26 protein-coding genes and 1 pseudogene are annotated in these 22,644 nt (G+C 38.0%); 18 read left to right on the top strand and 9 right to left on the bottom strand.

Features of this window, described 5'->3' with window-relative positions:
* The first annotated feature begins 5 nt into the window (after positions 1 to 5).
* Positions 6 to 623 carry an FMN-binding negative transcriptional regulator gene (locus ACW0TQ_RS21810; protein ID WP_193064213.1) on the top strand — a complete coding sequence of 206 codons (618 nt, stop codon included), beginning with the start codon at positions 6 to 8 and terminating at the stop codon, positions 621 to 623.
* A gap of 63 nt (positions 624 to 686) precedes the next feature.
* Here ACW0TQ_RS21810 and ACW0TQ_RS21815 read toward each other — a convergent pair whose 3' ends face one another.
* From ACW0TQ_RS21815 to ACW0TQ_RS21825, 3 genes are all read right to left on the bottom strand, one after another.
* Complete coding sequence (locus ACW0TQ_RS21815; RefSeq protein ID WP_193064214.1) at positions 687 to 1,460, bottom strand: hypothetical protein; 774 nt, start codon at positions 1,458 to 1,460, stop codon at positions 687 to 689.
* Positions 1,450 to 1,788 carry a PadR family transcriptional regulator gene (locus tag ACW0TQ_RS21820; RefSeq protein WP_455726011.1) on the bottom strand — a complete coding sequence of 113 codons (339 nt, stop codon included), beginning with the start codon at positions 1,786 to 1,788 and terminating at the stop codon, positions 1,450 to 1,452. Before ACW0TQ_RS21820 ends, ACW0TQ_RS21815 begins: the two co-directional genes overlap by 11 nt.
* A gap of 249 nt (positions 1,789 to 2,037) precedes the next feature.
* The gene (locus tag ACW0TQ_RS21825; protein ID WP_256705501.1) at positions 2,038 to 2,196 is read right to left on the bottom strand and encodes a hypothetical protein; all 159 of its coding nucleotides are present in this window, start codon (positions 2,194 to 2,196) and stop codon (positions 2,038 to 2,040) included.
* Between ACW0TQ_RS21825 and ACW0TQ_RS21830 the strand changes: the two genes are divergently transcribed.
* From ACW0TQ_RS21830 to ACW0TQ_RS21865, 8 genes are all read left to right on the top strand, one after another.
* Entirely contained in the window at positions 2,167 to 2,328 is a 162-nt protein-coding gene (locus tag ACW0TQ_RS21830; RefSeq protein ID WP_419880335.1) for a DUF4306 domain-containing protein, read from the top strand. The two genes, ACW0TQ_RS21825 and ACW0TQ_RS21830, sit on opposite strands and share 30 nt — an antisense overlap.
* 189 nt (positions 2,329 to 2,517) lie before the next feature.
* Entirely contained in the window at positions 2,518 to 3,273 is a 756-nt protein-coding gene (locus tag ACW0TQ_RS21835) for an IclR family transcriptional regulator (protein WP_256705502.1), read from the top strand.
* A gap of 150 nt (positions 3,274 to 3,423) precedes the next feature.
* Positions 3,424 to 4,311, top strand: a complete 888-nt coding sequence (locus ACW0TQ_RS21840; protein ID WP_256705503.1) for an NAD(P)-dependent oxidoreductase — start codon at positions 3,424 to 3,426, stop codon at positions 4,309 to 4,311.
* Between the two features lie 60 nt (positions 4,312 to 4,371).
* Positions 4,372 to 4,752, top strand: a complete 381-nt coding sequence (locus ACW0TQ_RS21845; protein WP_256705504.1) for a carboxymuconolactone decarboxylase family protein — start codon at positions 4,372 to 4,374, stop codon at positions 4,750 to 4,752.
* 88 nt (positions 4,753 to 4,840) lie between these two features.
* Complete coding sequence (locus tag ACW0TQ_RS21850; protein ID WP_256705505.1) at positions 4,841 to 6,481, top strand: SLC13 family permease; 1,641 nt, start codon at positions 4,841 to 4,843, stop codon at positions 6,479 to 6,481.
* Between the two features lie 72 nt (positions 6,482 to 6,553).
* Positions 6,554 to 7,975: an aldehyde dehydrogenase family protein gene (locus ACW0TQ_RS21855; protein ID WP_332094524.1), complete on the top strand. Its 1,422-nt coding sequence runs from the start codon at positions 6,554 to 6,556 to the stop codon at positions 7,973 to 7,975.
* Positions 7,976 to 8,438: 463 nt separating this feature from the next.
* Positions 8,439 to 8,792 (top strand): lmo0954 family membrane protein, encoded by a 354-nt coding sequence (locus tag ACW0TQ_RS21860; RefSeq protein WP_042530916.1) that lies wholly within the window; start codon positions 8,439 to 8,441, stop codon positions 8,790 to 8,792.
* A 24-nt stretch (positions 8,793 to 8,816) separates the two neighbouring features.
* Positions 8,817 to 9,452: a PspA/IM30 family protein gene (locus ACW0TQ_RS21865; RefSeq protein WP_455726012.1), complete on the top strand. Its 636-nt coding sequence runs from the start codon at positions 8,817 to 8,819 to the stop codon at positions 9,450 to 9,452.
* Positions 9,453 to 9,572: 120 nt separating this feature from the next.
* Here ACW0TQ_RS21865 and ACW0TQ_RS21870 read toward each other — a convergent pair whose 3' ends face one another.
* From ACW0TQ_RS21870 to ACW0TQ_RS21880, 3 genes and pseudogenes are all read right to left on the bottom strand, one after another.
* On the bottom strand, positions 9,573 to 9,839 hold the full coding sequence (locus ACW0TQ_RS21870; RefSeq protein ID WP_455726014.1) for a YjgN family protein: 267 nt from the start codon (positions 9,837 to 9,839) through the stop codon (positions 9,573 to 9,575).
* Positions 9,840 to 9,920: 81 nt separating this feature from the next.
* Entirely contained in the window at positions 9,921 to 10,082 is a 162-nt protein-coding gene (locus tag ACW0TQ_RS21875) for a hypothetical protein (protein ID WP_256705508.1), read from the bottom strand.
* Positions 10,083 to 10,179: 97 nt separating this feature from the next.
* Positions 10,180 to 10,293: pseudogene (locus ACW0TQ_RS21880) on the bottom strand (TetR/AcrR family transcriptional regulator); the annotation flags it as partial.
* Positions 10,294 to 10,537: 244 nt separating this feature from the next.
* Here ACW0TQ_RS21880 and ACW0TQ_RS21885 point away from each other — a divergent pair.
* The 5 genes from ACW0TQ_RS21885 to ACW0TQ_RS21905 all read left to right on the top strand — a co-directional run bounded on the left by ACW0TQ_RS21885 (position 10,538) and on the right by ACW0TQ_RS21905 (position 14,985).
* Entirely contained in the window at positions 10,538 to 11,029 is a 492-nt protein-coding gene (locus ACW0TQ_RS21885; RefSeq protein WP_332094523.1) for a carboxymuconolactone decarboxylase family protein, read from the top strand.
* Between the two features lie 113 nt (positions 11,030 to 11,142).
* Positions 11,143 to 11,949 carry a VOC family protein gene (locus ACW0TQ_RS21890; RefSeq protein ID WP_332094522.1) on the top strand — a complete coding sequence of 269 codons (807 nt, stop codon included), beginning with the start codon at positions 11,143 to 11,145 and terminating at the stop codon, positions 11,947 to 11,949.
* A 540-nt stretch (positions 11,950 to 12,489) separates the two neighbouring features.
* The gene (locus ACW0TQ_RS21895; RefSeq protein WP_246529012.1) at positions 12,490 to 13,266 is read left to right on the top strand and encodes an ABC transporter permease subunit; all 777 of its coding nucleotides are present in this window, start codon (positions 12,490 to 12,492) and stop codon (positions 13,264 to 13,266) included.
* A 27-nt stretch (positions 13,267 to 13,293) separates the two neighbouring features.
* Positions 13,294 to 13,989, top strand: coding sequence for an ABC transporter ATP-binding protein (locus tag ACW0TQ_RS21900; protein WP_193064218.1), 696 nt, complete (start codon positions 13,294 to 13,296; stop codon positions 13,987 to 13,989).
* Positions 13,990 to 13,992: 3 nt separating this feature from the next.
* The gene (locus tag ACW0TQ_RS21905; protein ID WP_212928887.1) at positions 13,993 to 14,985 is read left to right on the top strand and encodes an aliphatic sulfonate ABC transporter substrate-binding protein; all 993 of its coding nucleotides are present in this window, start codon (positions 13,993 to 13,995) and stop codon (positions 14,983 to 14,985) included.
* A gap of 114 nt (positions 14,986 to 15,099) precedes the next feature.
* Here the strand turns inward: ACW0TQ_RS21905 and ACW0TQ_RS21910 are convergent, their stop codons facing one another.
* Together ACW0TQ_RS21910 and ACW0TQ_RS21915 are read right to left on the bottom strand one after the other, a co-directional pair.
* Positions 15,100 to 16,542: a sodium/proline symporter gene (locus ACW0TQ_RS21910; RefSeq protein ID WP_256705511.1), complete on the bottom strand. Its 1,443-nt coding sequence runs from the start codon at positions 16,540 to 16,542 to the stop codon at positions 15,100 to 15,102.
* An 80-nt stretch (positions 16,543 to 16,622) separates the two neighbouring features.
* Complete coding sequence (locus ACW0TQ_RS21915; protein WP_193064220.1) at positions 16,623 to 17,510, bottom strand: LysR family transcriptional regulator; 888 nt, start codon at positions 17,508 to 17,510, stop codon at positions 16,623 to 16,625.
* Positions 17,511 to 17,652: 142 nt separating this feature from the next.
* Between ACW0TQ_RS21915 and ACW0TQ_RS21920 the strand changes: the two genes are divergently transcribed.
* The 3 genes from ACW0TQ_RS21920 (at position 17,653) to ACW0TQ_RS21930 (ending at position 20,955) form a co-directional block, all read left to right on the top strand.
* Positions 17,653 to 18,351, top strand: a complete 699-nt coding sequence (locus ACW0TQ_RS21920) for an L-2-amino-thiazoline-4-carboxylic acid hydrolase (RefSeq protein ID WP_042530957.1) — start codon at positions 17,653 to 17,655, stop codon at positions 18,349 to 18,351.
* A 4-nt stretch (positions 18,352 to 18,355) separates the two neighbouring features.
* A complete protein-coding gene (locus tag ACW0TQ_RS21925; RefSeq protein WP_193064221.1) occupies positions 18,356 to 19,576 on the top strand; it encodes a Zn-dependent hydrolase in 1,221 nt (406 codons plus the stop codon).
* A gap of 131 nt (positions 19,577 to 19,707) precedes the next feature.
* Entirely contained in the window at positions 19,708 to 20,955 is a 1,248-nt protein-coding gene (locus ACW0TQ_RS21930; RefSeq protein WP_042530961.1) for a cytochrome P450, read from the top strand.
* A gap of 82 nt (positions 20,956 to 21,037) precedes the next feature.
* Here ACW0TQ_RS21930 and ACW0TQ_RS21935 read toward each other — a convergent pair whose 3' ends face one another.
* The gene (locus tag ACW0TQ_RS21935) at positions 21,038 to 21,292 is read right to left on the bottom strand and encodes a DUF4282 domain-containing protein (RefSeq protein WP_042530962.1); all 255 of its coding nucleotides are present in this window, start codon (positions 21,290 to 21,292) and stop codon (positions 21,038 to 21,040) included.
* Between the two features lie 371 nt (positions 21,293 to 21,663).
* Between ACW0TQ_RS21935 and ACW0TQ_RS21940 the strand changes: the two genes are divergently transcribed.
* A complete protein-coding gene (locus ACW0TQ_RS21940; RefSeq protein ID WP_042530964.1) occupies positions 21,664 to 22,476 on the top strand; it encodes a hypothetical protein in 813 nt (270 codons plus the stop codon).
* Positions 22,477 to 22,644: the final 168 nt, after the last annotated feature.

The raw sequence follows: 22,644 nt of genomic DNA on the forward strand, positions 1-22,644 counted from the left end.
AGACAATGTATGTACCGAAGCGTTTTAAAGTAACAGATACGAAAGAAATATGGGAATTTGTCAAACAGCATTCTTTTGCAACACTGGTGACAACAGAAAATAATATACCGGTTGCAACACATCTGCCAGTAACTGTAAGCAGGGCGAATGGTGATTATCGAATTATTGGACACCTGGCATATGCCAACCCGCAATGGAAAACATTTGAAAGCGTTGATAATGCATTAGTAATATTTCAAGGGCCTCACGCTTATGTTTCATCGACATGGTATTCCCATGAGAATGTTCCGACATGGAATTATCAGGCTGTCCATATGTATGGAACGCCGCGGATAATGGAAGAAGATGAACTTCGAGAGTCGTTAAAAACGTTATCGGATACATATGAAAACCATCGGGATCCTTCTTTTTCAGTGGAGGGTTACACGCCGAAGCTATTGGATGCGCAGTTGAAAGCCATTGTGGGTTTTGAGATAAAAGTGACAGAGGTGCAGGCTGCGTATAAATTAAGTCAGAATCGGAACGAAACAGATTATCAGCGTATTATTGATCATTTGAAGAAGGAAGGGGATTCTGATTCTGAGGAAATTGGGGAGCAGATGGAGAAACGATTGGAGAAATGAAAAAAATAAACGTAAAAAGCAGCACGTTTTCTGTATTATACGGGCTGCTTCGTTATAAAATTATTAATTAGAGGTCTTTTTATCCTCTTTTTTCGATGTGTATATTAAAATTCCTATCGCAGTAATAGCGATAACAAAAAATACAATGGCAGAGATCCATACATAAGATTCGCTCTCTGGGCTGCTGCCGCCGGTTGCTATTTTAGCAATGATCTCGGGCAAGCAGATTAAGAATATAAACAGAGCCAAAAAGCCTTGTTTCATAATAAGCGGAACGATAATGAATATGCTTAAGAGAATAGCCCCGATAATAAGGTTTACAGTTTGATTACTTTCTGCGATAACGAATCCCGGGTAGTTTCGGATAATAAACTGTGCGCCGACCATAGATGCTGTGAAAAGGGAAAAGAAAATTCCATAGCTAATATAGGTTTTTTTACTATCCCCGTATTTTCGAACGATTTTTTTTACAATAATAATTGTACCAACTGTTCCGATAGCCAGCACTGCAAGGTTATAAAGGATGACACTGGTATTTAACTCGAAATCCCCGCTAATTAAATCGGGAATGATAAATACCCCCAGCAAATAGATAAGCAATAAAATACTGTATTTTATAAAGCCTTTATCCCGCGGCAGTTCTTCGGAAATGGAACGGATATAATCTTTGACAGATCCTCCGGTAATGCTTTCGACACTTTGTCCATGTGCTTCTGCTTCTTTTAAATGATCTCGCAATTCTTCTTCTATTTCTTGAATATCTTTATCCTTTTTTCCCCGGCTCATTAATTCCAGACGCAAATTCAATAAGAATTTCTCCGCTTCTTTACTTAGCATCCTCCACACTCCTCATCAAATTATTCATCCCATTATTCAAATAAGACCATTTATTACGAAATACAGCTAATTCTTCTAATCCTTTATCTGTAATGGTGTAGTATTTTCGTTTCGGTCCGCCCGTATCGGATTTTTTAAGTTCGGTTTGAACATACCCTTTTTTGCTTAAGCGAAGAAGGACAGGATAGATACTTCCGTCACTGATTTCCGGAAAATCTCGTTCTTTTAATTTCTCAAGGATTTCATATCCATACGTTTCTCCTTGTGAAATCAGTCCTAGTATTGCACCGTCTAATAATCCCTTCATCATCTGATCAGATACTGACATGTCGTACCTCCTTAACTATCTTATAATACACTATAGTTGAATGAAAGATAATTGTCAACTATCTTATATAAAAAGGTAGTTGATGTGTTAGTTGTTTTTTTATGAGGGGAGTGTAGAAGTAAAAGCGCGTATAAAAGAAAAAGTACGTTGTTTCCATTCGTTTTATCGTCTAAAATTAGAAGTACGATAATAAGGAGTTGAAAAGCAGTATGATCGGATTACAAATCGGGCTATGCTTTTGTTTTATTGCTATGTGTGCCGTTTTTTTTCCTGGTACGAAGGAAGCGGAATAATCATCTCTTTAGATGCATGGAATACTTCTGTTACAATGTTTAATCCATCTAATGGAATAATAACAAAAGCAAGTGACTTAGTTGTTTGGGTTTTTTTGTATATGCAGCGAAACATTCACCAATCTATCTCCTTATCATGGTTGTGATAAGTCTATATTTATTGATTTTAATCGGATATTTGCTTTTCAAAAAAAGGAATAAGTTTTATCTTTACTTGTGGGGATTATCAGCTGTATATGTTTTTTAGTGTGCTATTTACTAGCGCAGATATGGTAGACAGAAAAAGCTTTTTCTTTACCTTTCTATTGAGCGGGATGATTTGCTGTATTGCCGGATGGTTGATTAAAAGTAAAATAAAGTTACTTTCTATTTACGAGTAGAACAGGAATAAAGTTGTTATTGAATCTAAGAAAATAAAGGAGAGAGTATATACAAAATGGAGAAAAAAGCAAAAGATAATCTTTTAGATAAATCATTAAAAATCATTCAAGCATTTATTGATCACAATGAGAGCTGGGGAGTAAGGGAATTGGCTGCGCATTTAGATTATACCGTTCCGACCACTCACCGGATTTTATTACAATTAAAAGAACATAGTATCTTAGATTATGACGAACATAAAAATAGATATATTGTTGGAACAGAACTGATAAGAATAAGTGCTAAAGTGGCGTCTAGATCTAGTTTACAAAGTATAGCAAGACCGTTCTTGAAGACACTTGTAAAGAAATATGAGGAGACAATATGCCTTTTGATGTTAAGAAAAGATACCAGAGAAATTTTTTGGGCAGATAAAGTAAACGGCCCTAAACCGCTGCAATATATTATACCTCTGGGGGAATTGCAATCGCTGCCCTATGGAAGCAGTGGGAAATCGATACTAGCATTTTTAGAGGAAGATGTAATTGATGAGATTTTAAAAGCTGAAAAATTTTCTGAAAAAGAAGTAGATATTATAAAAAAAGAGCTGATCAAAATAAGAGAAGAAAGATATCATTATTCGATTAGTGAAAGATTAGAAGGGTCTTCAGGCATCGGTTCCCCTATATTCAATTCGGATAATGAGCCAATAGCCAGTATCATTCTGACAGCGCCAACACCAAGAGTTACGAATGAAGTAATAGAATCTGCATCGATTGATATAAAAAATACAGCTAAAGAAATTTCTTCTATCTTAGGTGCGACAAAGTAAAATAAACCCGTTTCATAAATTTAATATGAAATGGGTTTATTTTTTTGTTGACATCGTAATTTTAATGTTGTAAGATAATTTCAAAATATGATACATTGTATCAAAATACGATACAAAAATGTTTTAATTCATGCAGCAGAGGTGAGGTTTATGAAGAAGGTTGGTTTTATCGGTGTAGGTGCCATGGGGTATTGGATGGTTAAAAATTTGATTGATCATGTGGAAAGTCTAATCATTTTTGATGTTAATCCAAAAGCGTTAGAGGTATTTGAGCAGGAGAATGTTGACTTGGCAAATTCAATAGCTGAGGTTGGAGAAGAATCAGAAATTGTCATTTTAATGCTTCCTAATTCAACAATCGTTCAAGATGTTGTTCTGGGGAAAGGAGGATTAATAAGTTCATTACGGGAAAATGCTTTGATTGTAGATATGAGCAGTTCTTATACTTTTGAAACAATAAAAATGAAAGCGCTTTTGGAGGAAGAGGGAATTCGATTGCTTGATGCACCAGTCTCTGGAGGGGTTCCTAAAGCGAAAAGTGGAGAGCTTACCGTTATGGTTGGAGGGAATAAGGAAGATTTGCAAGAAGCAAATGAAGTTATAAAGCATTTAGGCAGTCAAATTAAGTTGATTGGTAAAACAGGGACTGGACATGCTTTGAAAGCAATTAATAATTATTTAGCAGCAGCAACAATGTATGCCACTGCAGAGGCGCTTATGTTAGCTAAAAAAGTAGGGATAGACCCGGAAACCGCTCTAGAGTCCATTAACACGAGTACTGGAAGAAGTCATTCGTCGGAATTTAAGTACCCGACCTATGTCTTACCAAGAGAATTTGTATCTAATTTCTCTTTGGGCTTACAGCTTAAAGATATCAATATGGCGAAGGATATGGCTTCAGATGTTCATATGCCTATGCTCCTTGGCTCTAGTTTAATTGAAATTTATGAAGCAGCTAGCATTACAGGGGGTGATAAACAAGATCATACAGAAATAATTAAATTTCTAGAACGTATTAGTGAAGAAAAATTAACTTAATAGGCGAAGAAAACGATGTATGTAAGTAATTAAAAAATTAAAGTTGAAGGAGAGTTATAAATGACTGAAAAATTTGATAAAGGTCTTGAAATTAGAAAAGAAGTGTTAGGCAAGGAGTATGTGGAAACGTCTATCAATAATGCAACTGATTTTAATATGGATCTCCAAAAGTTTGTTACAGAATATTGCTGGGGAGAGATTTGGGGCAGAGAAGGGTTACCCAAAAAAACTAGAAGTATTATTAACTTGGCTATGATTACAGCATTAAATCGTCCGCATGAATTAAAGCTTCATGTAAGAGGAGCGCTAAATAATGGTTTAACAGAAGATGAAATCAAAGAGGTATTGCTGCAGACAGCCGTATATTGTGGTGTTCCTGCTGCGATTGATGCTTTTAGAACGGCAAAAGAAGTTATTGAGGATTATAACGCTAATTCATAAAGCTGATGAAAGGATTTCCTAAATGGGGTAGGTTTAGGGAATCCTTCCATTCAAAATCAATCAAAGACAGGGGTAAGGGAGGATATGTATGTCCAGAACCAATACTGCAGCCAATTTGTGGAATTCACTGTGGAAACAACACTACAGAATTAAAGAATTGTTTCAGTTTTCTTCGTATATGAAGAAGAAAGAAAGCTTAAAAGAAGTTGAAGATAACAGTATTGAGGAAGAAAAAACAAATAATAATGATCCTAATTTTAAACCCACATATACAAAAGCAAGGTTAATTGGATTAATTTTAGGACCAGCATTATTTTTAGTAACCTTATTATTCTTTCAACCATCAGATTTAAGTTCTCAAGGGGTAGCAACTTTAGCGATAACACTCTGGATAGCCACATGGTGGATTACGGAAGCTATCCCAATACCTGCAACTGCTTTATTGCCTATCATTTTATTTCCTTCATTTGGGGCGCTGGGAAGCGGGGAGGTCGTGTCTTCATATGGAGATGACATCATCTTCTTGTTCCTGGGCGGCTTCTTAATTGCAGGTGCGATGGAAAAGTGGAATCTTCATTTAAGAATTGCGTTATTTATTATCAACCTGATAGGAGTCAGTTCGAATCGGCTAGTATTAGGGTTCATGGTATCTACAGGCTTTTTATCGCTTTGGATATCCAATACAGCTGCGGCGATGATAATGATTCCAATTGGTTTGGCGATAATTACCCAAGCAGCAAAATCATTTGAGAATAAACCCGAGAGCATAGACGATTTAAAGAAGTTTGAAAAGTCAATTGTATTTGGGATTGGGTATGCGGCAACAATTGCCGGTTCAGGAACGTTGATTAGTGGAACGGCTAACCCAATTATGGCAGCTCAGGCAAAGAAATTATTTGATGTGGATATTACTTTTGGGCAGATAATGATGGTAGGTATACCATTTGTTGCTATATTTATTACGCTGGTCTGGTTGTATTTAACAAAAGTAAAATATCGAACGAAAATAAAATATTTCCCAGGTGGTTCTGAAATAATTAAAGATGAGAAGAAAAAGCTAGGAAAAATGATTTTCGAAGAAAAAATAGTTCTTATTATATTTACTTTTGTTGCTTTTATGTGGATTACCAGATCTTTTATCTGGACTAATATTTTAATAGAGGTTTCAGATGGAATGATTGCCATGTTAGCGGTAATACTCCTATTTTCTATTCCAGCAGCTAACAGAAAGGAAAGAATTTTGGAGTGGGACGATACGAAAAAAATACCATGGGGAATCTTAGTACTTTTCGGTGGCGGATTAGCGATAGCTGCAGCATTTACAAATACAGGACTTGCTGAATGGATTGGTCAACAACTGGTACTGTTGGAAGGTGCACATTACCTCTTGATTTTAAGTGTACTAATTGCTTCTGTGCTTATTCTTACTGAGATAACATCTACTACGGCAACTGCTACGCTGCTTATGCCGATTGTAGGAATGTTAGGTGTAGCTATTGGAATGAACCCGATAATTTTAATGGTGGCTAGTGCATTTGCAACGAATGCTTCATTTATGCTTCCTGTTGCAACCCCTCCTAATGCAATCTTGTTTGGGACGGGAAAAGTTTCTATATTAGAAATGATAAAAGTTGGAGGAGTTCTAAATATTATTTCCTTCTTTTTAATTCTATTAATCGCAACCATTTATTTGCCTATGATCTGGGGATTAGACATGTTTAACTTTTAATTTTAATGATGGAAAAAAATAATTAACGTTATTTTGAAAGCGTTTTATTATTGTCGTGAAAGGATAGATGTAATGGAAAAACTATTTATTAATGGGGAATGGGTAACGACCCAAAGTTCTGAATATCTTTATTCCCCGTATACAGAGGAAAAGATTGCAGAAATACCGATTGCTAAAGAAGCAGAAGTTAATTTGGCTATTGATGGAGCATTTAAGGCGAAAAATTCTTGGGCAAGAACACCAGCACATGAAAAAGCTAGCATCCTAGAAAAACTATCAAAGCTATATGAGAAAAACCTGGAAAAAGCAGCGGAAATTATCGCTATGGAGTCAGCAAAACCAATTCGATTAGCCGAAATGGAAGTTTCCAGGACCATTCAAACTTTCAAGTTTGCTGCTGAAGAAGCAAAAAGAATACATGGTGAAACAATTCCTTTAGATGCGGCACCAGGAGGAGAGCGAAGAGTATCGTATACAATCCGAGAGCCTTTAGGAGTAATTGGTGCAATCACACCATTTAACTTTCCTCTAAATCTGGTTGCTCATAAGATAGGTCCTGCTCTTGCATCAGGAAATTCCATTGTATTAAAACCAGCAAGACAAACACCGCTATCTTCATTCTATCTTGCAGAACTTCTTGAAGAAGCTGGTCTCCCAAAGGGGGTATTTAATGTAGTCACTGGTCATGGAAGTGTAGTTGGTGACTTATTGGTGATGGACTCGCGAATAAATATGATAACATTTACAGGAAGTCCGGAAGTAGGTGTAGGAATACGTAATAAAGCAGGGTTAAAAAAAGTAACATTAGAGTTAGGATCCAATGCTGCAGTTATTATTGATAAGGATACAGAAGTGAATAAAAAATTAATAGATAGATGCATTACAGGTGCTTTTTCTAATAATGGTCAGGTTTGTATTTCGATACAAAGAATGTACGTACATGAAAATATATATGATAAATTTGCGGAGCAGTTTATAGAAGCAGCAAATAAACTAAAAATTGGAGATCCATTAGATTCAGATACAGATATATCCGCATTGATTTCCAAAAGAGAATTGGAAGACAGACTATCGTGGATTCGTGAAGCGAAGGAATCAGGTGCAGAAATAGCAACTGGTGGAAAAGAGGAAGGAACTGTGTTATGTCCAACAGTCATTTTGGAGGCAGAGAATAGATTAAAGGTATCTTGCCAAGAAGCTTTTGCTCCTATTGTCATTTTAAATAAAGTAAAATCTGCAGCAGAAGCAATCCATTTTGTTAATGATTCCAGGTTTGGACTACAGGCAGGTATTTATACAAAGGATATCGAGACAGCATTAGAAGCTGTTGATAAGCTTCATGTAGGAGGGGTACTTATAAATGATATTCCGACCTTTCGTGTCGATCACATGCCTTATGGAGGAGTGAAAGAAAGCGGGATTGGCCGGGAAGGTATCAAATATGCAATCGAAGAAATGACGGAAATGAAATTAATAATTTGGAATAGAAATTGAGAAAAAGAAATTTGTAAAGTATATCTGAGAATAAAGACAATAAGGAAACTCTGAACTACCATTTGAATGGAAATTAGTTTGGAGTTTTTTTGGGAGGAATAAAAGAACGTGCTGATCAGATAATCAACTATAATTTGTCGAACATAAGTGAGGAGCTCTGACGGAGCTCCTCATTTTCTTTGGTCTTATTGTTTCCATAACCTTCAATTTAGTTCCCAGTTTAAAATAGCATTTTTAGCTTTTACAAAACGTTATAAGCTTGTTCAAGGCATTTATCTGTCCATTTTATATCTACGACATGCAAGTATTTACGTCTGGATTAAGCTTTAATTTGCCGCCCCTTCCACAATGGATTAGATGCAAATAGACCTTAAGGCGTAGATAAAGATATTTCTCAGGCTCATTACGAAAACTCGTTAGAACCGATAAGATAAAGATAAGATAACGAAAGGGGAAAAACAAAATGAAAAAATTCATGTTGTTTATCGGAGGACTCATTGCAGTGCTTGTCCTTCTTGCAAATTTAGGACCGATGGTATTGCTGGTGTTAAGTGTAGGCTTACTTTATGTATGCTTTAAAAAATTTATTAAAACAGATTCAGTTGCCGCAAAAATAGGATGGGTGATTTTAGGGTTAATCGTATTAAGCATCACATTCTCTAACATTTATGCTGTTTTAGGCGTTGCAGCGGCTTATGCACTTTACCTTATCTATAAAAATTGGAACACACCGGAAGACTCTGTTGTCCACGAAATAAAAGAAGATGATGATCCATTTACGAATTTTGAAAAACAGTGGGCAGAGTTAAATAAATAAAAAAATTTAAAGGAGAGATTGACTATGTCAACAAGTATTTTTACGCGAATGAAGGATTCTATTTCAGCAGATTTACACACGATGATGGACAAAAAGGAACAAAAAAATCCGATTGCAGCACTAAACCATTATTTACGCCAAAGTGAGCAGGAAAAAGAAAAAGTAAGAAAGCTGATTGACCGTCAGTATAAATTGAAAGAAGAGTTTGCACGTGAGTATATAAAAGCACAAGAACTTGCAGATAAGCGCTTAAAACAAGCACAAATTGCCGATCGTGCGCAAGAAGAGGAAATGCATGAATTTGCTTTAAAAGAACATGAAGAATATCAAAATCGTGCTGATCGCATGAAAGCGTCCAGAGAAGAGGCAATCACGCAGCTGGAAAATCTGGAGCAGAAATACGAAGAAATGAAGCATCGTCTGAAGGATATGCACCTGCGCCGTATGGAATTGATGGGCCGCGAAAATATAGCCAAAGCGAACCACCAAATCAATCGGGTCGTGGATGAATCATCAGAAAAACCTTTCTCCAAGTTTGGAGAGATGGAGCAATATATCGAAAACCTGGAGTACAAAGTAAACAATGCTTACTATAAAAGTACTTTTGACAGTAAAATTGCTGCCATTGAAAAGAAATTAGATGAAAAGGAAGTAAACTAGAGCTTGAAGGTAAAAGCGAAAAAAGTGTTCTTTACTGCTTCAACAAAACTCCTCTACATTACAAATTTGTAATGAGAGGAGTTTCTATTTAAAAAAACCAACATGTTTGCAGTATAAAAATCAATTAATAAAATGAGTATGACGTGTTTTCCAATCTTCCAGTTTAATAAACACCCAGAATCCATAGATACCTAATGTGATAATCGTTAAAACCCACCATTTGATCCAGTTGCAAAAAAGACCGACAGCTGAACCTGAAAAATGCATTCGTTTGCCATCAACAACTGTATGATTTATTCTCCACCCATAAATCATTGTAATTGACCAAGGATAACAAATTCCTAGTGTGAAGACAGTCATTAATGTCCCAAGAATAACCCAGCCAATAAATTGAAGTAATCCACCATCAAAGAAGCTGGTTCTTCCTTATACTGTAGTAAAAAAGTGAGCCCTCCTAAAAAGTTCGGCTCACTTTTCTTTTGTTTCCATATCCTGCCTAGCATAGTTAAACCGGGTTATTTCCTCAAAAGCTTTTATCAAATCGTCATACGTATGCTGAAAATCACTATCAACCCACTTCATCAGGATATTCCACATTCCGCCTGCGTTGAAAGCTAAAGCAAATTCCATATTTTCTTCACTGATGATATAGCTAAATTTGTTTTCAGTGAGCCTATGGATAGAAGGCAGGTGTTTATTAAAAGTCTTTAATAGTAAACTATCTAAATCATTTTTTCGAATCAAAATGCCGGTAGAAGGTACTTCGGTCTAAAACGGCTTGTTCAGCAATCTCTTTAATGGTGATTTTATGGAAGGATTTTTCTTCCAAAAGAGATAAGAGCGCGTCTGTAAGTCATTCTTGAGACCTGATGGCAGAAGGATTATTACTTGTATCAGACATCTTGTTCCACTCCTCTTTGTACATCCTACATATAATGGGGGTTTGTAGGACTTACTTAAATTGTATTGATTCTTTATTACTGCTAGTATACGATACCCTTAACAATGCAACAAATGTTGCACTTATTTGATGGGAAATAAGAAGGTACGTGGATTTTAAAACATTTACAAAAAGGAGAATGGATATGGCAAAACTGGTCAACAAAGGGATTGTGAAAGCGGCAGGAATGATGAAAATGGATAATCGAATAAACTATTTTAAAGTTGCTCCAGCTGCATTGGAGACTATTATGGAGTCAGAGAAATATGTACGGAAGACTTCCATTGATAAAAAACTGAAGGAGCTTATTAAGGTTAGGGTTTCACAGATTAATGGGTGCTCTTATTGCCTAAATATGCATACCAAGGCAGCTAAAAAGTTAAACGTATCCGACAAACAGATAGATGCACTGAAGCATTGGAAAACGGAAGAAATATTTACGGAGATGGATCGGGCTGCATTTGAACTGGCAGAGAATATGACGCTAGTTTCAGAAAATGGAGTCAGTGATGCGTTATATGAGAAGGTAAGGGAATATTTTGATGAAAAGGAATATGTGGAGCTTGTAATGGTAATTATTCAAATTAATACATGGAATAGATTGTCTATTGCGATGGGGAATCACGCTGAAGTATAGTAAATCAAGCAGATGAAATTGTAAATAACGAAGAACCTCAATTTTTTTCTGAATAATAATTTAATTCATTAGTTATTTCCTATAAAATGAAATGTAAAAAGGAGAGAACACAAATGCATTTTCAGTTTGACCATCTCGTTCATTTTGTTGACAGTCCGGAAGAAGCAAAAGAAGCGTTAAAGAAGCTTGGTCTCCATGCTGTAGATGGAGGAAAGCATGATAATGGCGGTACTTATAATGCGCTTAGCCATTTTGATTTAAGTTATATCGAACTGATTGGCGTGTTTGATAAGCAGTTAGCTGACCAGCCTGCTGAAAAATATAGTCTGAGAGATACCTTTCAAAAAGACGATTATGCTTCAGGTTTATCCAGAATTGCATTAAGGTCTTGTAATCTGGAGGAGGAAGCAAAGCGTTTTAAATCACTTGGACTGGAGGTTATTGGTCCAGTTCCTTTAGGAAGAAAAAGACCAGACGGCAGCATGATACATTGGAAGTTGTTATTTGCGGGAAATCCAGAAGAAAAGCTATCCTTGCCATTCTTTATTGAATGGGAAGAAACCGATGAAGAGCGCAGGGAAACCCTGAAAAAGCAAGGAACGATTGCTGCTCATCAAAAAGGAAATCTTTCCTTAGAATCTGTTGGCTTTGCTGTAAAGGATGCAAAAGCTGTTATCGAAAAGTGGGAGACTTATTTGGGATTGGAGCAGGGAGAATCGTTCTTTGATGAAGGGTTATCTGCAACAGGACATCGTTTAAAGCTGCCAGGCGGAGACATTTTGTTTTATGAGCCTGAAGGTGAAGGGATAGTTTCTGATACGTTGAAAAAAAGAGGTGAGAAACCTTTTATCGTTACCATTTCGGGAGGAAATCGGCAGGAGCAAATTAAAGTAAAGAATGCGATTTACAGGTTTGCTTAACACGTTAATCAGTGAAGGAAAGCTGCTGGATAAATAATCTTTCTACTATTCTATTTAACGAAATACTTTAACCTCTGGTAGTCAGAGGTTATTTTTTATGAAGTAAATTTTAGAGAAATCTTCCTCAATAAATTAGAAGTGTGTACTTTTACTAGCTAAATATATAGAAAACGTACCATTTATTTTGCTTCAAAATGAACAGAACACACTCCCTTTATTCATTGCAAAAACCCTGTTATATAAATTTATCATGTTAATTCATTTATAATATGATACAGTTGTACAAGCTGAAATGACATAAAATTGAATGTTTACAATTCCTAGAAGAAAGGTTATAATTAAAGCGTTATTCAATGAATTAAGGGTATTTAAAGCTTTGAAATAGATATATATCATCATGAAGTTACGAGTCTTCTTTTTGGCTTTTACCAAATGCAGTCAATCTGTTTACATATTTTCGTTGATCTGATTGAAACAGAATGCGGGGATGAGATACAAAAACTTATCAAAAAATTCATACATACGAAAGGGGCAGAACGAGTGAAAAAGAATAAGTGGTATAATAACCAGCTATTTCCGTGGTTATTACCAATTGTTGTGGTGCTTTTATGGCAGGTGCTTGGCGACCGTGGTTTGATTAAGTCTACTATGCTGCCGACTCCGCTTGAAGTTGTCGAGGCCGGGAAAAATTTATTCCAGACGGGGGAGCTGCAGAAGCATGTGTATATAAGTACGGAGCGGGCTATTATTGGATTCTTTATTGGCGGTACCATTGGTTTTCTGCTTGGGCTCTTTAATGGAACCGTTCTATTTTTAGAAAAATTAATTGATACATCGATACAAATGATACGGACGATTCCACATTTAGCACTTATTCCGCTCGTTATTTTATGGTTTGGAATTGGAGAGAGTGCCAAAATATTTCTTGTTGCGGTTGGCGTAATGTTTCCAATTTATATCAATACGTTTAACGGTATTAAGAATGTGGATTATAAATTAATTGAGATGGGGAAAGTGTACGGCATGTCGAAATGGCAGCTGTTCACGAATATTATTTTACCTGGTGCGATGCCAAATATTTTGGTCGGAATCCGCTATGCGCTTGGGGTGACATGGATTTCGTTAATTGTTGCGGAGACGATAGGTGCTGATGCAGGGATCGGCTATTTGGCAACCACAGCCCGTGAGTTTATGCAAATGGATATTGTGGTGTTAACGATTGTACTTTATGCGATTTTAGGAAAGCTGTCCGACTTCATTGCAAAGGTTTGTGAACAGCGCTTGTTAAAATGGAACCCGGCATACCGGAAGAATTAACTGCCAAGGTCAGTCAGGAGGGGTTACATGTTTGGTATTGAGTTAAAGAATGTAGGGAAACGTTTTGGGGCAAATGAGGTTCTACGAGATATAGATTTATCCATACCGAAAGGCAGCTTTACAGCGATCGTTGGAAAAAGCGGGTGTGGGAAAAGTACGCTGTTAAGAGTGATTGCTGGACTGGAAGAGGTGACCAGCGGATCTTTAGCTTATACAGGTGCAGAAGCAAAAAAATCGAATATACGCATTATGTTTCAGGATGATCGCCTGCTTCCATGGAAAAATATTTTAAAGAATATTGCTATTGGCGGAGTAAACAAGGTGGACGCGGAAATAGCATTAGAAAAGGTAGGGCTGCGTGATAAAAAAGGGGATTGGCCAGATGAATTGTCTGGCGGGCAAAAACAGCGTGTAGCACTAGCGAGAGCCTTGGCGAGCAGCCCGGATGTTTTATTATTTGATGAACCATTGGGAGCATTGGATGCTTTAACCCGGATGGACATGCAGCATTTAATGGAAGGGCTGTGGCAAGAACAGCATTTTACTTCTATTTTAGTAACACATGATGTATCTGAAGCAGTTTATTTAGCAGATCGTGTTATTGTTCTGGATGAAGGAGGCGTGAAATTGGATCAGGATATTGATTTAGGGCGGCCTCGGGAACGAGATGACAAGTTTACAAGTTACGAAAAGAAAATACTGGACCAGATAGTAGGAGGATAAATGATGAAGAAATTACTCTTTGCACTGATTATTTTTAGTTTCATAGCTGTGCTGGCAGCTTGTGGAGCGAATTCGGATTCTGATGCGTCTGAGGATGGCGAAACGATTCGCTTAGGCTACCAAAAAGGGAATACCATGAATCTATTAAAAGCGCATGGTACGTTAGATGAAGCATTACATGAAGCCGGCTATAACGTAGAATGGAAAGAATTTTCTATGGGCGCTCCATTAATCGAAGCGTTAAATACGGATAATATTGACTTTGGTCATTCCTCGGATGTACATAGTGTTCTGATGCAGTCGGGAGGGCATAACGTCAATTATGTAGCGTCGGAGTCCCCTTACCCAGAAGGTGTTGCGTTACTGGCAAGAGATGGTTCAGGCATTGAAACATTAGAAGATTTGAAAGGGAAAGTAATCGGTGTGACCAATGGCGGGAACCAGCACTACCTTCTATTAGAATCACTAAAGGAAGCAGGTATCGATTGGGATGAGGTAGATATGAAGTTTTATAAGGATGCCTCCGAAGGCTTGATGGCTTTTTCCAACGATGAATTTGACGTGTTTGGAACATGGGATCCATTCTATGCGATTGTTCAGGATCAAAATGAAACACATACGATTCTTGACGGAACAGATCTCATTGAAAACCGTACGTTTTATTTAGCGAGAGATGGCTTTGCAGAAGAACAGCCAGAAGCGCTCACCATTATTTTAGAGGAATTGGAAAATATGGATCAGTGGGCAAATGAAGAGAAAAGAGAGGCCGCTGAAATTTTGGCGGAAGAGTTAGGATTAGATCCGGAACCGCTGGAGGTTGCAAATGAGCGACGGCAGTTTGGCGTGCAAAGGATGACAGAAGAAGTGATTGCAAACCAACAGCAATTAGCTGACACCTTCTATGAAGCAGAGCTGATAGATACGGAAATCAGTGTGCAAGAAGCGGTAGATGCGTATGATTTAGATGAATCTGTTTTTCCGGATAATATTGAATAAGATAAAAAATTGCCTGTTCCCGAATAGCGGCACATGCGGGTAAACAGTAACATAAGGACAAAAAAGAGCTCATTCAACCTGAAGAATGAGCTCTTTTTACATCTATTTCCTATTTTAAGCCGCAGTTTTTGATTCTTTACCCGGATAAAGTAAAGAAAATACAATCCCGACAATCAAACAGATAAAGAAGGTTGCCGCTTTGGCAGATACCATTGCTTCGAGCGGTGAAAGAGACCAGACGACAGCACTGACTGCGCCGACAATAATGGTCGCGATGACCCCGATTCCTGAGACGCGTTTCCAAAAGAAGATGAGCAGCACGACGACGGAAAAAGTGTTTCCGATTCCTGCCCATGCAAAAGAAACAAGGCTGTAAATAACCGATTCTGATTTCAGTGAAATAATAATGCCGATAATCCCGCTGATCAATGCCACGAAACGGGATAAATGTACGAGTTTTTTACTGGTAATATTCCACCTGAGCGTTTTATGGATGATATCCTCGCTGATGGAGGTGGTGATAACCAATAACTGCGAAGATGCTGTCGACATAATCGCAGCCAGAATCCCTGCTATGATAATTCCGGCAACCCATGGTGGTAAAATTTCAAATATCATATGCGGCAGAATCATTTCCGGGTCAGCCAGTGTGCCTTGTGAATATAAAGCAGAGGCAAAAATAGCTGATAGAAAGGCTCCTACATAGACAATCATTGTCCAGATAATAGCCATGTTTCGTCCGGTAACCCGTTCCTTTTCGGTTGTAATTGCCATAAATCGGGAGCTTAGCTGCGGCTGTCCGCCGAGCCAGCCAAAAAACCAAGAGAAATTGGTAAAGAGCATTGCTCCTAAGGCGAGACCGTTCAGACCGCCAGTCCAGCTGTCAGCACCTCCGCCTCTTAAGGAGAGTTCTGCAGAGACGCTCAAGCCTTGGTTTTTAATCTCCATAAAGGCAACAATAGGTATGATAATAAAAGAAAACAGCATTAAAAAGCTTTGTACAGCATCTGTCCAGACAACGGACATAAAGCCGCCCAAACAGGAATAGGCGATAATAATCATTGCGATAATAATCGTTCCCCAGGTAATGCTGAATCCGGAAATAGAATAAATGGTTTTTCCCATTCCAGAAAACTGGGCTGCTAAATAACAGACAAAGAAGAATACCATGACAATCGATGCTAACCAGCGGATGATATCCGCATGCTCCGGAAATTTAACTGCAATATAATCTGTTAAACTATTTACCTTGTATTTTTGCTGTTCCATCATAAATCGTTTGGACAGGAATAACCAGGAAGCGAGCACGCCAAAGAACATTCCTGATAATACCCAGATACCGGATAAACCGGCGACATAAATAAATCCAATTGCTCCAAGAAACATATAAGCAGATTCCCCGGTAGCACGTTCTGAAAAAGCGAGTACCCAGCCCGGGACTTTGTTGCCTCCCAGAAAATAATCATTATGTGTTAAATCTTTTTTGCTAAAATAAATTCCTATTGCAAGCATGGCGAGCAAATAGAGAATAATTTCTACGTAAATTACCGTTTGCACAAGCTTTTTCCTCCATCTACAATTAAAATAAGATAATACCTATTAGTTTTATCGGATATTATGCTGTTTTTAAAGATTTGTCAATCCTTATTTGGAAAATCCTCCGCTAATATTTTACATATTTCTACAAATTTCATTGCTGCCGGTGATGGGTACGTGTTTCGTTTATGAGCAATGCCAACGGTGCGTGCGTGGTGTTCAGAAAAGTTCTTTTGAACAAGACTCGCAGGCGCATGGTGTAAAATAGATTTAGGAACAATGGAAACACCTAAATTTTCCGTTACCATTGTTAAAATGGCTTGATCGACCGATAATTCATATACGATATTTGGGGTGATGTTATGCTTGGATAAAATGCGTAATACATCGCGGTCAATGTTTTGTTTTGGCATAATCCAGCGCTCGTCCTTTAACTGATTCAGTGTCAGGTAATCTTCAGCAGCAAGCGGGTGATCTTTTGCCATAATGCACAGAAGCTCATCCTCAAAGATAAAATCAAATACTAGATTTTCAGATACAGGCTTCGCAAGAAATCCAATATCCACGACACCGTGCTGCAGCCAATTTTCAATTTGATCATAATCCCCTTCCATCAGCTGAATAGTGACGTCTGGATGATGCTCCTCGAAGTAGGATAAAACCTTTGGCAGCAATACAAGCGAAATACTGGGAAGGACGCCGACAGTAATCGTTCCGCCAATCAATTTTTTTAAGTTGGCAACGGTATTTTCAAGCCTTTGCTGCTCTTGCAGAATTTTCGAAACGTGTTCATAGACCATTTTTCCATTGCTTGTTAAAATAATATTATTCCTATTCCGTATGATTAAGGATAGGTTCAGCTCTTTTTCTAAATTATTCATTGCATGGGTGATAGATGATTGTGTCAGATTGAGCTTCTGACCGGTTTCTGTAAAGTTGCCGGTTTCAATCAACGTATGAAGAGCAATATATTGCGCTAATGTAGGCATATTATAAACTCCCTTTTCAATGTATTTCTATGAATTTATTTCATAGTTCTATATTAAAATATTCATTCGATTTATAGTTGATTTTATTTTATAATAGATTTAAACCCAAGTAAAATAATAAGAATTTAAGGAGATAGATAAGATGAGTGAAGAAAAGCTGATGATGAAAGCTTTGTCCATGGATATTATTACAGCGAAAATGTTTACGGAACTTCATCTTTCGATTATAGAAGCATATGGTGAAAAAGAAGGACGAAAGCTTGTACAGCAAGGTTTGGAAGCATTCGGGTTAAAAGATGCAGAAACCATGGCACAAAAAGCAACAGCAGAAGGACAAAATCATGCCTTTTATGAATATTTACCACAGGTTGTGGAGGAAGAAGAAAAATATGCAGAATTAACAACCTTTGCACGTTTTTCCAAAATGTTCGCTCAAATTTCAAAGCAGGTCGTAGACAAATATGAAGAAGAAGGAGAGGATGTTATTCGGCGTGCTGTAGAAAGGTACGGAAGAAAGCGCGGAGAAGGGATTGCCCAGCGTGCGCGTGCCAATGGGTTAGAAAATAACTCGGATAATTACTTGAAAAACTATGATATGGCCCGCAGTGAACTATTTGAAGTAGATACCGTGCATAAAGAAAATGAAGTAGAACAAACCTTTACGTATTGTCCGTTTGGTCAGCAGTGGGCAGATGATGATATGGGCAAATACGGCATTCTTTACTGCCAGGTAATCGATCCTTCTGTGGCGAAAGGATATAATAAAAATTTTGAAGTGGTGCATGACCAGTATGTATTGCGTGAAGGTCAATGTCACTTCCAGTTTCAGATGAAGGAGTAAGTCCATGATAAATGCCAAAAGATTGTTGCAGCGGCTGGATGAGTTAAGCCAGATTGGCCGGAACCACGAAACAGGCGGCATAAACCGCTTCTCTTTTACAAAGGAAGAACAACAGGCAATTGACCTTGTAACAGAATATATGAAAGAAGCGGGTATGCAGGTAAATGTGGATGGAATTGGAAATATTGTTGGCTCTTATGGAGATGCGCAAGAAACAGTTATGCTGGGCTCGCATATCGATACCGTTCCGGACGGCGGGAAATTCGATGGTGCTTTAGGGGTGCTGGCGGCCATTGAAGTCGTGCAAACCCTTCATGAACAGCAGGTTCCGCTTCATAAAAAGGTGGAAGTAACTGCATTTAAAGATGAAGAAGGAACGCGATTCGGTTTCGGACTGATTGGAAGCCGCGCGATGGCAGGACTGTTAAAGCCAGAACAATTACAGAAAACCGATGCTGCGAATATCGCCATCGAAGAAGCAGCACGGCAATTTGGATTATCCCCTTTTCCTTTAGAAAAATTAAAGCGGGAGGATATCAAAGCCTATTTGGAGCTGCATATTGAACAGGGGAAAGTACTGGAAAAAGAAGACTTGCCGGTAGGGGTAGTCACTGGAATTGCCGCTCCATTGTGGTTAGAGGTAACGGTGAATGGAATCAGTGAGCATGCTGGAGCAACGCCAATGCATATCAGACACGATGCATTAACCGCAGCCAGTGAAATGATTTTGGCAGTGGAGCAATGCTTCCAGAAAAAAGATGATTCTGTGGGCACTGTTGGGAAATTGCAGGTAGAGCCAAACGGGGTCAATGTTATTCCGGGAAAAGTAACCTTTACCATTGATATTCGTGATATTGATGAGCATACTATCCGTGAAATAGAACAAGAAGTGAAGCAGCAAATTAATGACATAGCAGCGCGCCGTCATGTCACCGCAGCGATAGTAGAGCTGCAGCGTGCGAAGCCTGCAAAAGCTGACGAATCCCTGCAGCAGCAATTTGCCGCTAGTATTGAAAAGCAGGGCATCCGTCCTTATGCTTTAGTCAGCGGCGCTGGTCATGATGCCATGAATATCGCTGCGGCCGCTCCGGTTGCTATGTTATTTGTCAGGTCGAAGGATGGGATTAGTCATAACCCATTAGAATACAGTTCAGATGAAGACATTGTGATTGCCGCCAATGTACTTTATGATACGGTTTTAGAGATAAGCGGGAAAAAAGATTAGGACAGAAATATACGCTGGATAACAGGTAGTGGTTTTTCACCGAAGGGTGGAGAATCACTATTTTTTGTTTAAATAGGAAATAAAAAAGGAACGATATAATAAAGTACATTATTTATGGAGGGTGAAACGAAATGACAGAGACACACATGCCAAAAGACAAAGGTTTGGATCATACGCTGAAGCTCTTGGATGAAGGGTACCGATTTGTAACCAATCGTTCGGATAAGTTTGAATCTCGTGTATTTGAAACAAGGCTGTTAGGGGAGAAAACCATTTGTATGGTAGGTGAGAAGGAAGCAGAACTTTTTTATGATAATGCCAAATTTTCTCGAAAGGATGCTTCTCCCGGGCGAATTCAGAAAACGCTGTTTGGTGAGGGAGGCGTTCAGGGATTAGACGGAGCGGATCACCATCATCGGAAAGCAATGTTTATGTCTCTGATGACAGAAGAAAGGCTGAACGAGATATCTGCTATCATCCGGGAAGAATGGGAGCAGGAAATGAAGCGTAATTCTAAGGAAGAAATACAGGTTTATCAAACAGCCAAATATGTATTGACGAAATCGGCCTTACGATGGACGGGGGTTCCTTATGAACAAGAAGACATCCCCGAATGGGCAGACCAGCTAAGTGACATGTTTGAAGATGCCGGTGCAGTTGGATGGAGCCATTGGCAGGCCAGACAATCCAGATCGAAAGCGGAAGAACGAATAACAGGCTTGGTGGAGAGAGTTCGCGAAAATACGGCGGAAGAGGTTCGTAAGGATAGTGCCGTATACCATTTTGCAATGCATCGGGACGTGAACGAAGAATTACTGGATGCTTCTGTTGTTGCCGTTGAATTACTGAACTTGTTGCGTCCAATCGTCGCAATTGCTGTTTATATAGACTTTGTCCTGCTGGCTGTACACGATTATCCAGAAGAAGCAGTGAAATTGGAGACAGAAGAAGATTTGCATCGGTTTATTCAGGAAGTAAGACGATTCTATCCGTTTTTCCCAGTTGCTCCTGCACGAGTCAAAGCGGATTTTACCTGGGGTGAATATACTTTTAAAGAAGGAACGTTAACCCTATTGGATTTATATGGTACAAACCATGACCCGGCTATTTGGGAAGAACCAGATCGGTTTCAGCCGGAAAGATTTCAAGGATGGAAGGAATCTCCATTTAATTTTATTCCGCAGGGCGGCGGAGAATTTGACATCGGTCACCGCTGTGCCGGCGAATGGATGACAATGGATGTTTTAAAAACGACACTCGACTTTTTCGTAAACCATCTTTCGTTTACATTTATTGAACAGGATTTGGATTATGAGATGAATGAAATTCCGCCTGTTCCAGAGAGCGGGGTAATTATTGAAGGAGTACAATCGAAATAAGATTTTTGTTTGAAGCTTGAAAGGGAATGGTGTATCGCTTTATGTGATACACCATTCCCTTTCTTTTTTTAACTCTGATAAATTATTTATCCCTTATTTGTTTTAATGTTTCATAGATTTTGAACATAATAATCAATAACTCACAATAAACTCGCACTAAGAGGCTTCCAATAACAATCGTGAGAAGACCTGAGAAAATAAGTAAAAATTCTTCTTCAATAATACCTGTAAAAATAGTAATAAGGCCGAATATAACGGATGCAGCAAGACCAACCCAAAATAATACTTTGATGATAATAGGTGTAATCATCTCTTCAAAACTGAAAAATTTGTTCATAAAGTTTCCTCCTTTGTTCTTTTTTAACAGTATACGTTAAAGACATCTGGTTTTACAAACAATTTCAGGTGTCTTACGTGTAATATTCATTGATAAAACATAGATGTCTAATATGATGATTTGGGTGTGAGTATTTAGTTTTAAATTAGATTTTAATAATCGGGAATATAGACTTTTATATATAGAACGTGAAACTTCCTTCCTGTTTTTCTGTTAAATACCCTAATTCTGCAGCTTTTGAGTTTGAAAATAATTAATTTGTGCTAATGTTAAGTATATACTAAAATACCAAACATTTTCATTCTGTGCGTAATGAACGCTTAGGGTAATTCGTTTGATGAAGTATAACTCAAAAAAAAAGGAGTGGTAGGATGGAGAAAGAGGATAAACAGCAAGAAGAAAGTGTAGAGGAGGGATATGCTGCATCGATACCTGGTGGAGAGAAAGCGGAAGAGCAGCGTATGGAGCATGGGACACAGCAGCAGGAACCTTCTAATCAGCTTGAGCAAGAGCCGAACGAAGCAAAAACACATCTAGAGCAGGCTGCCGGCGAATCCAATGAAGCAGGGCAGAAGGAGAAAACAAAGGGATCGCAATTTGATTTTCAAGAAAGCTTTAATGAAATCAAAGGAATTGCATTAGACGCAACATTAAGGCCAAATACACTTATTCATTCCGGCCGGTCGATAAAAGTGGAAACCAGTCTCATTATTTTCGCTTTATTAGCTGTGCTTGTAAGTATTTGCCATTATTTATTTTATAGATATGGTTTTGATGGGCTGTTCTACTTTTTGGGAGACATTAATTTCACTTTTGTTTTACAAACCTTTGTCTCTTGGCTTATTACTTTTGCGATAGGTTACTTCTCGCTCTATATTCTGCTGAAACAGTTCGGGAATAAAACAATGGAGCATAAGGAATTATTGACAAAATACGTGGTGGTCAATATTCCGTTTGTCCTTGTGTTTTGTCTCGTGACATTATTTTTTGGCTTATTATTCATTGATTTATTTATTGTAACATATGTATTTTCATTATTACTTTTCGGCTTTATACATGTTTATTTATTTTTAGCGCTTATGGAAAAATCCCGGTTTGATGTCTTTTGGACATTAACGGTATATCAGCTGGTGCTTATTGTTGCATCGTATTTCCTGGTTGGCGTGGACTTTGGAGGAATTTAATTTATTTTAATCAAAAAACCAGAGCGATCTTCGGATTACTCTGGTTTTTTGATTTGCCCAATAAAAGTGTCAGATTCCCTGCTGTTATGTCTTTTTAACTATTTCTGTACAAGGGTAGATATCTCTTCCTGTTTTTTAATGCTTACTAAAACAAGGCTTGGGCCTATA

The organism is Oceanobacillus sp. M60, assembly GCF_053839645.1.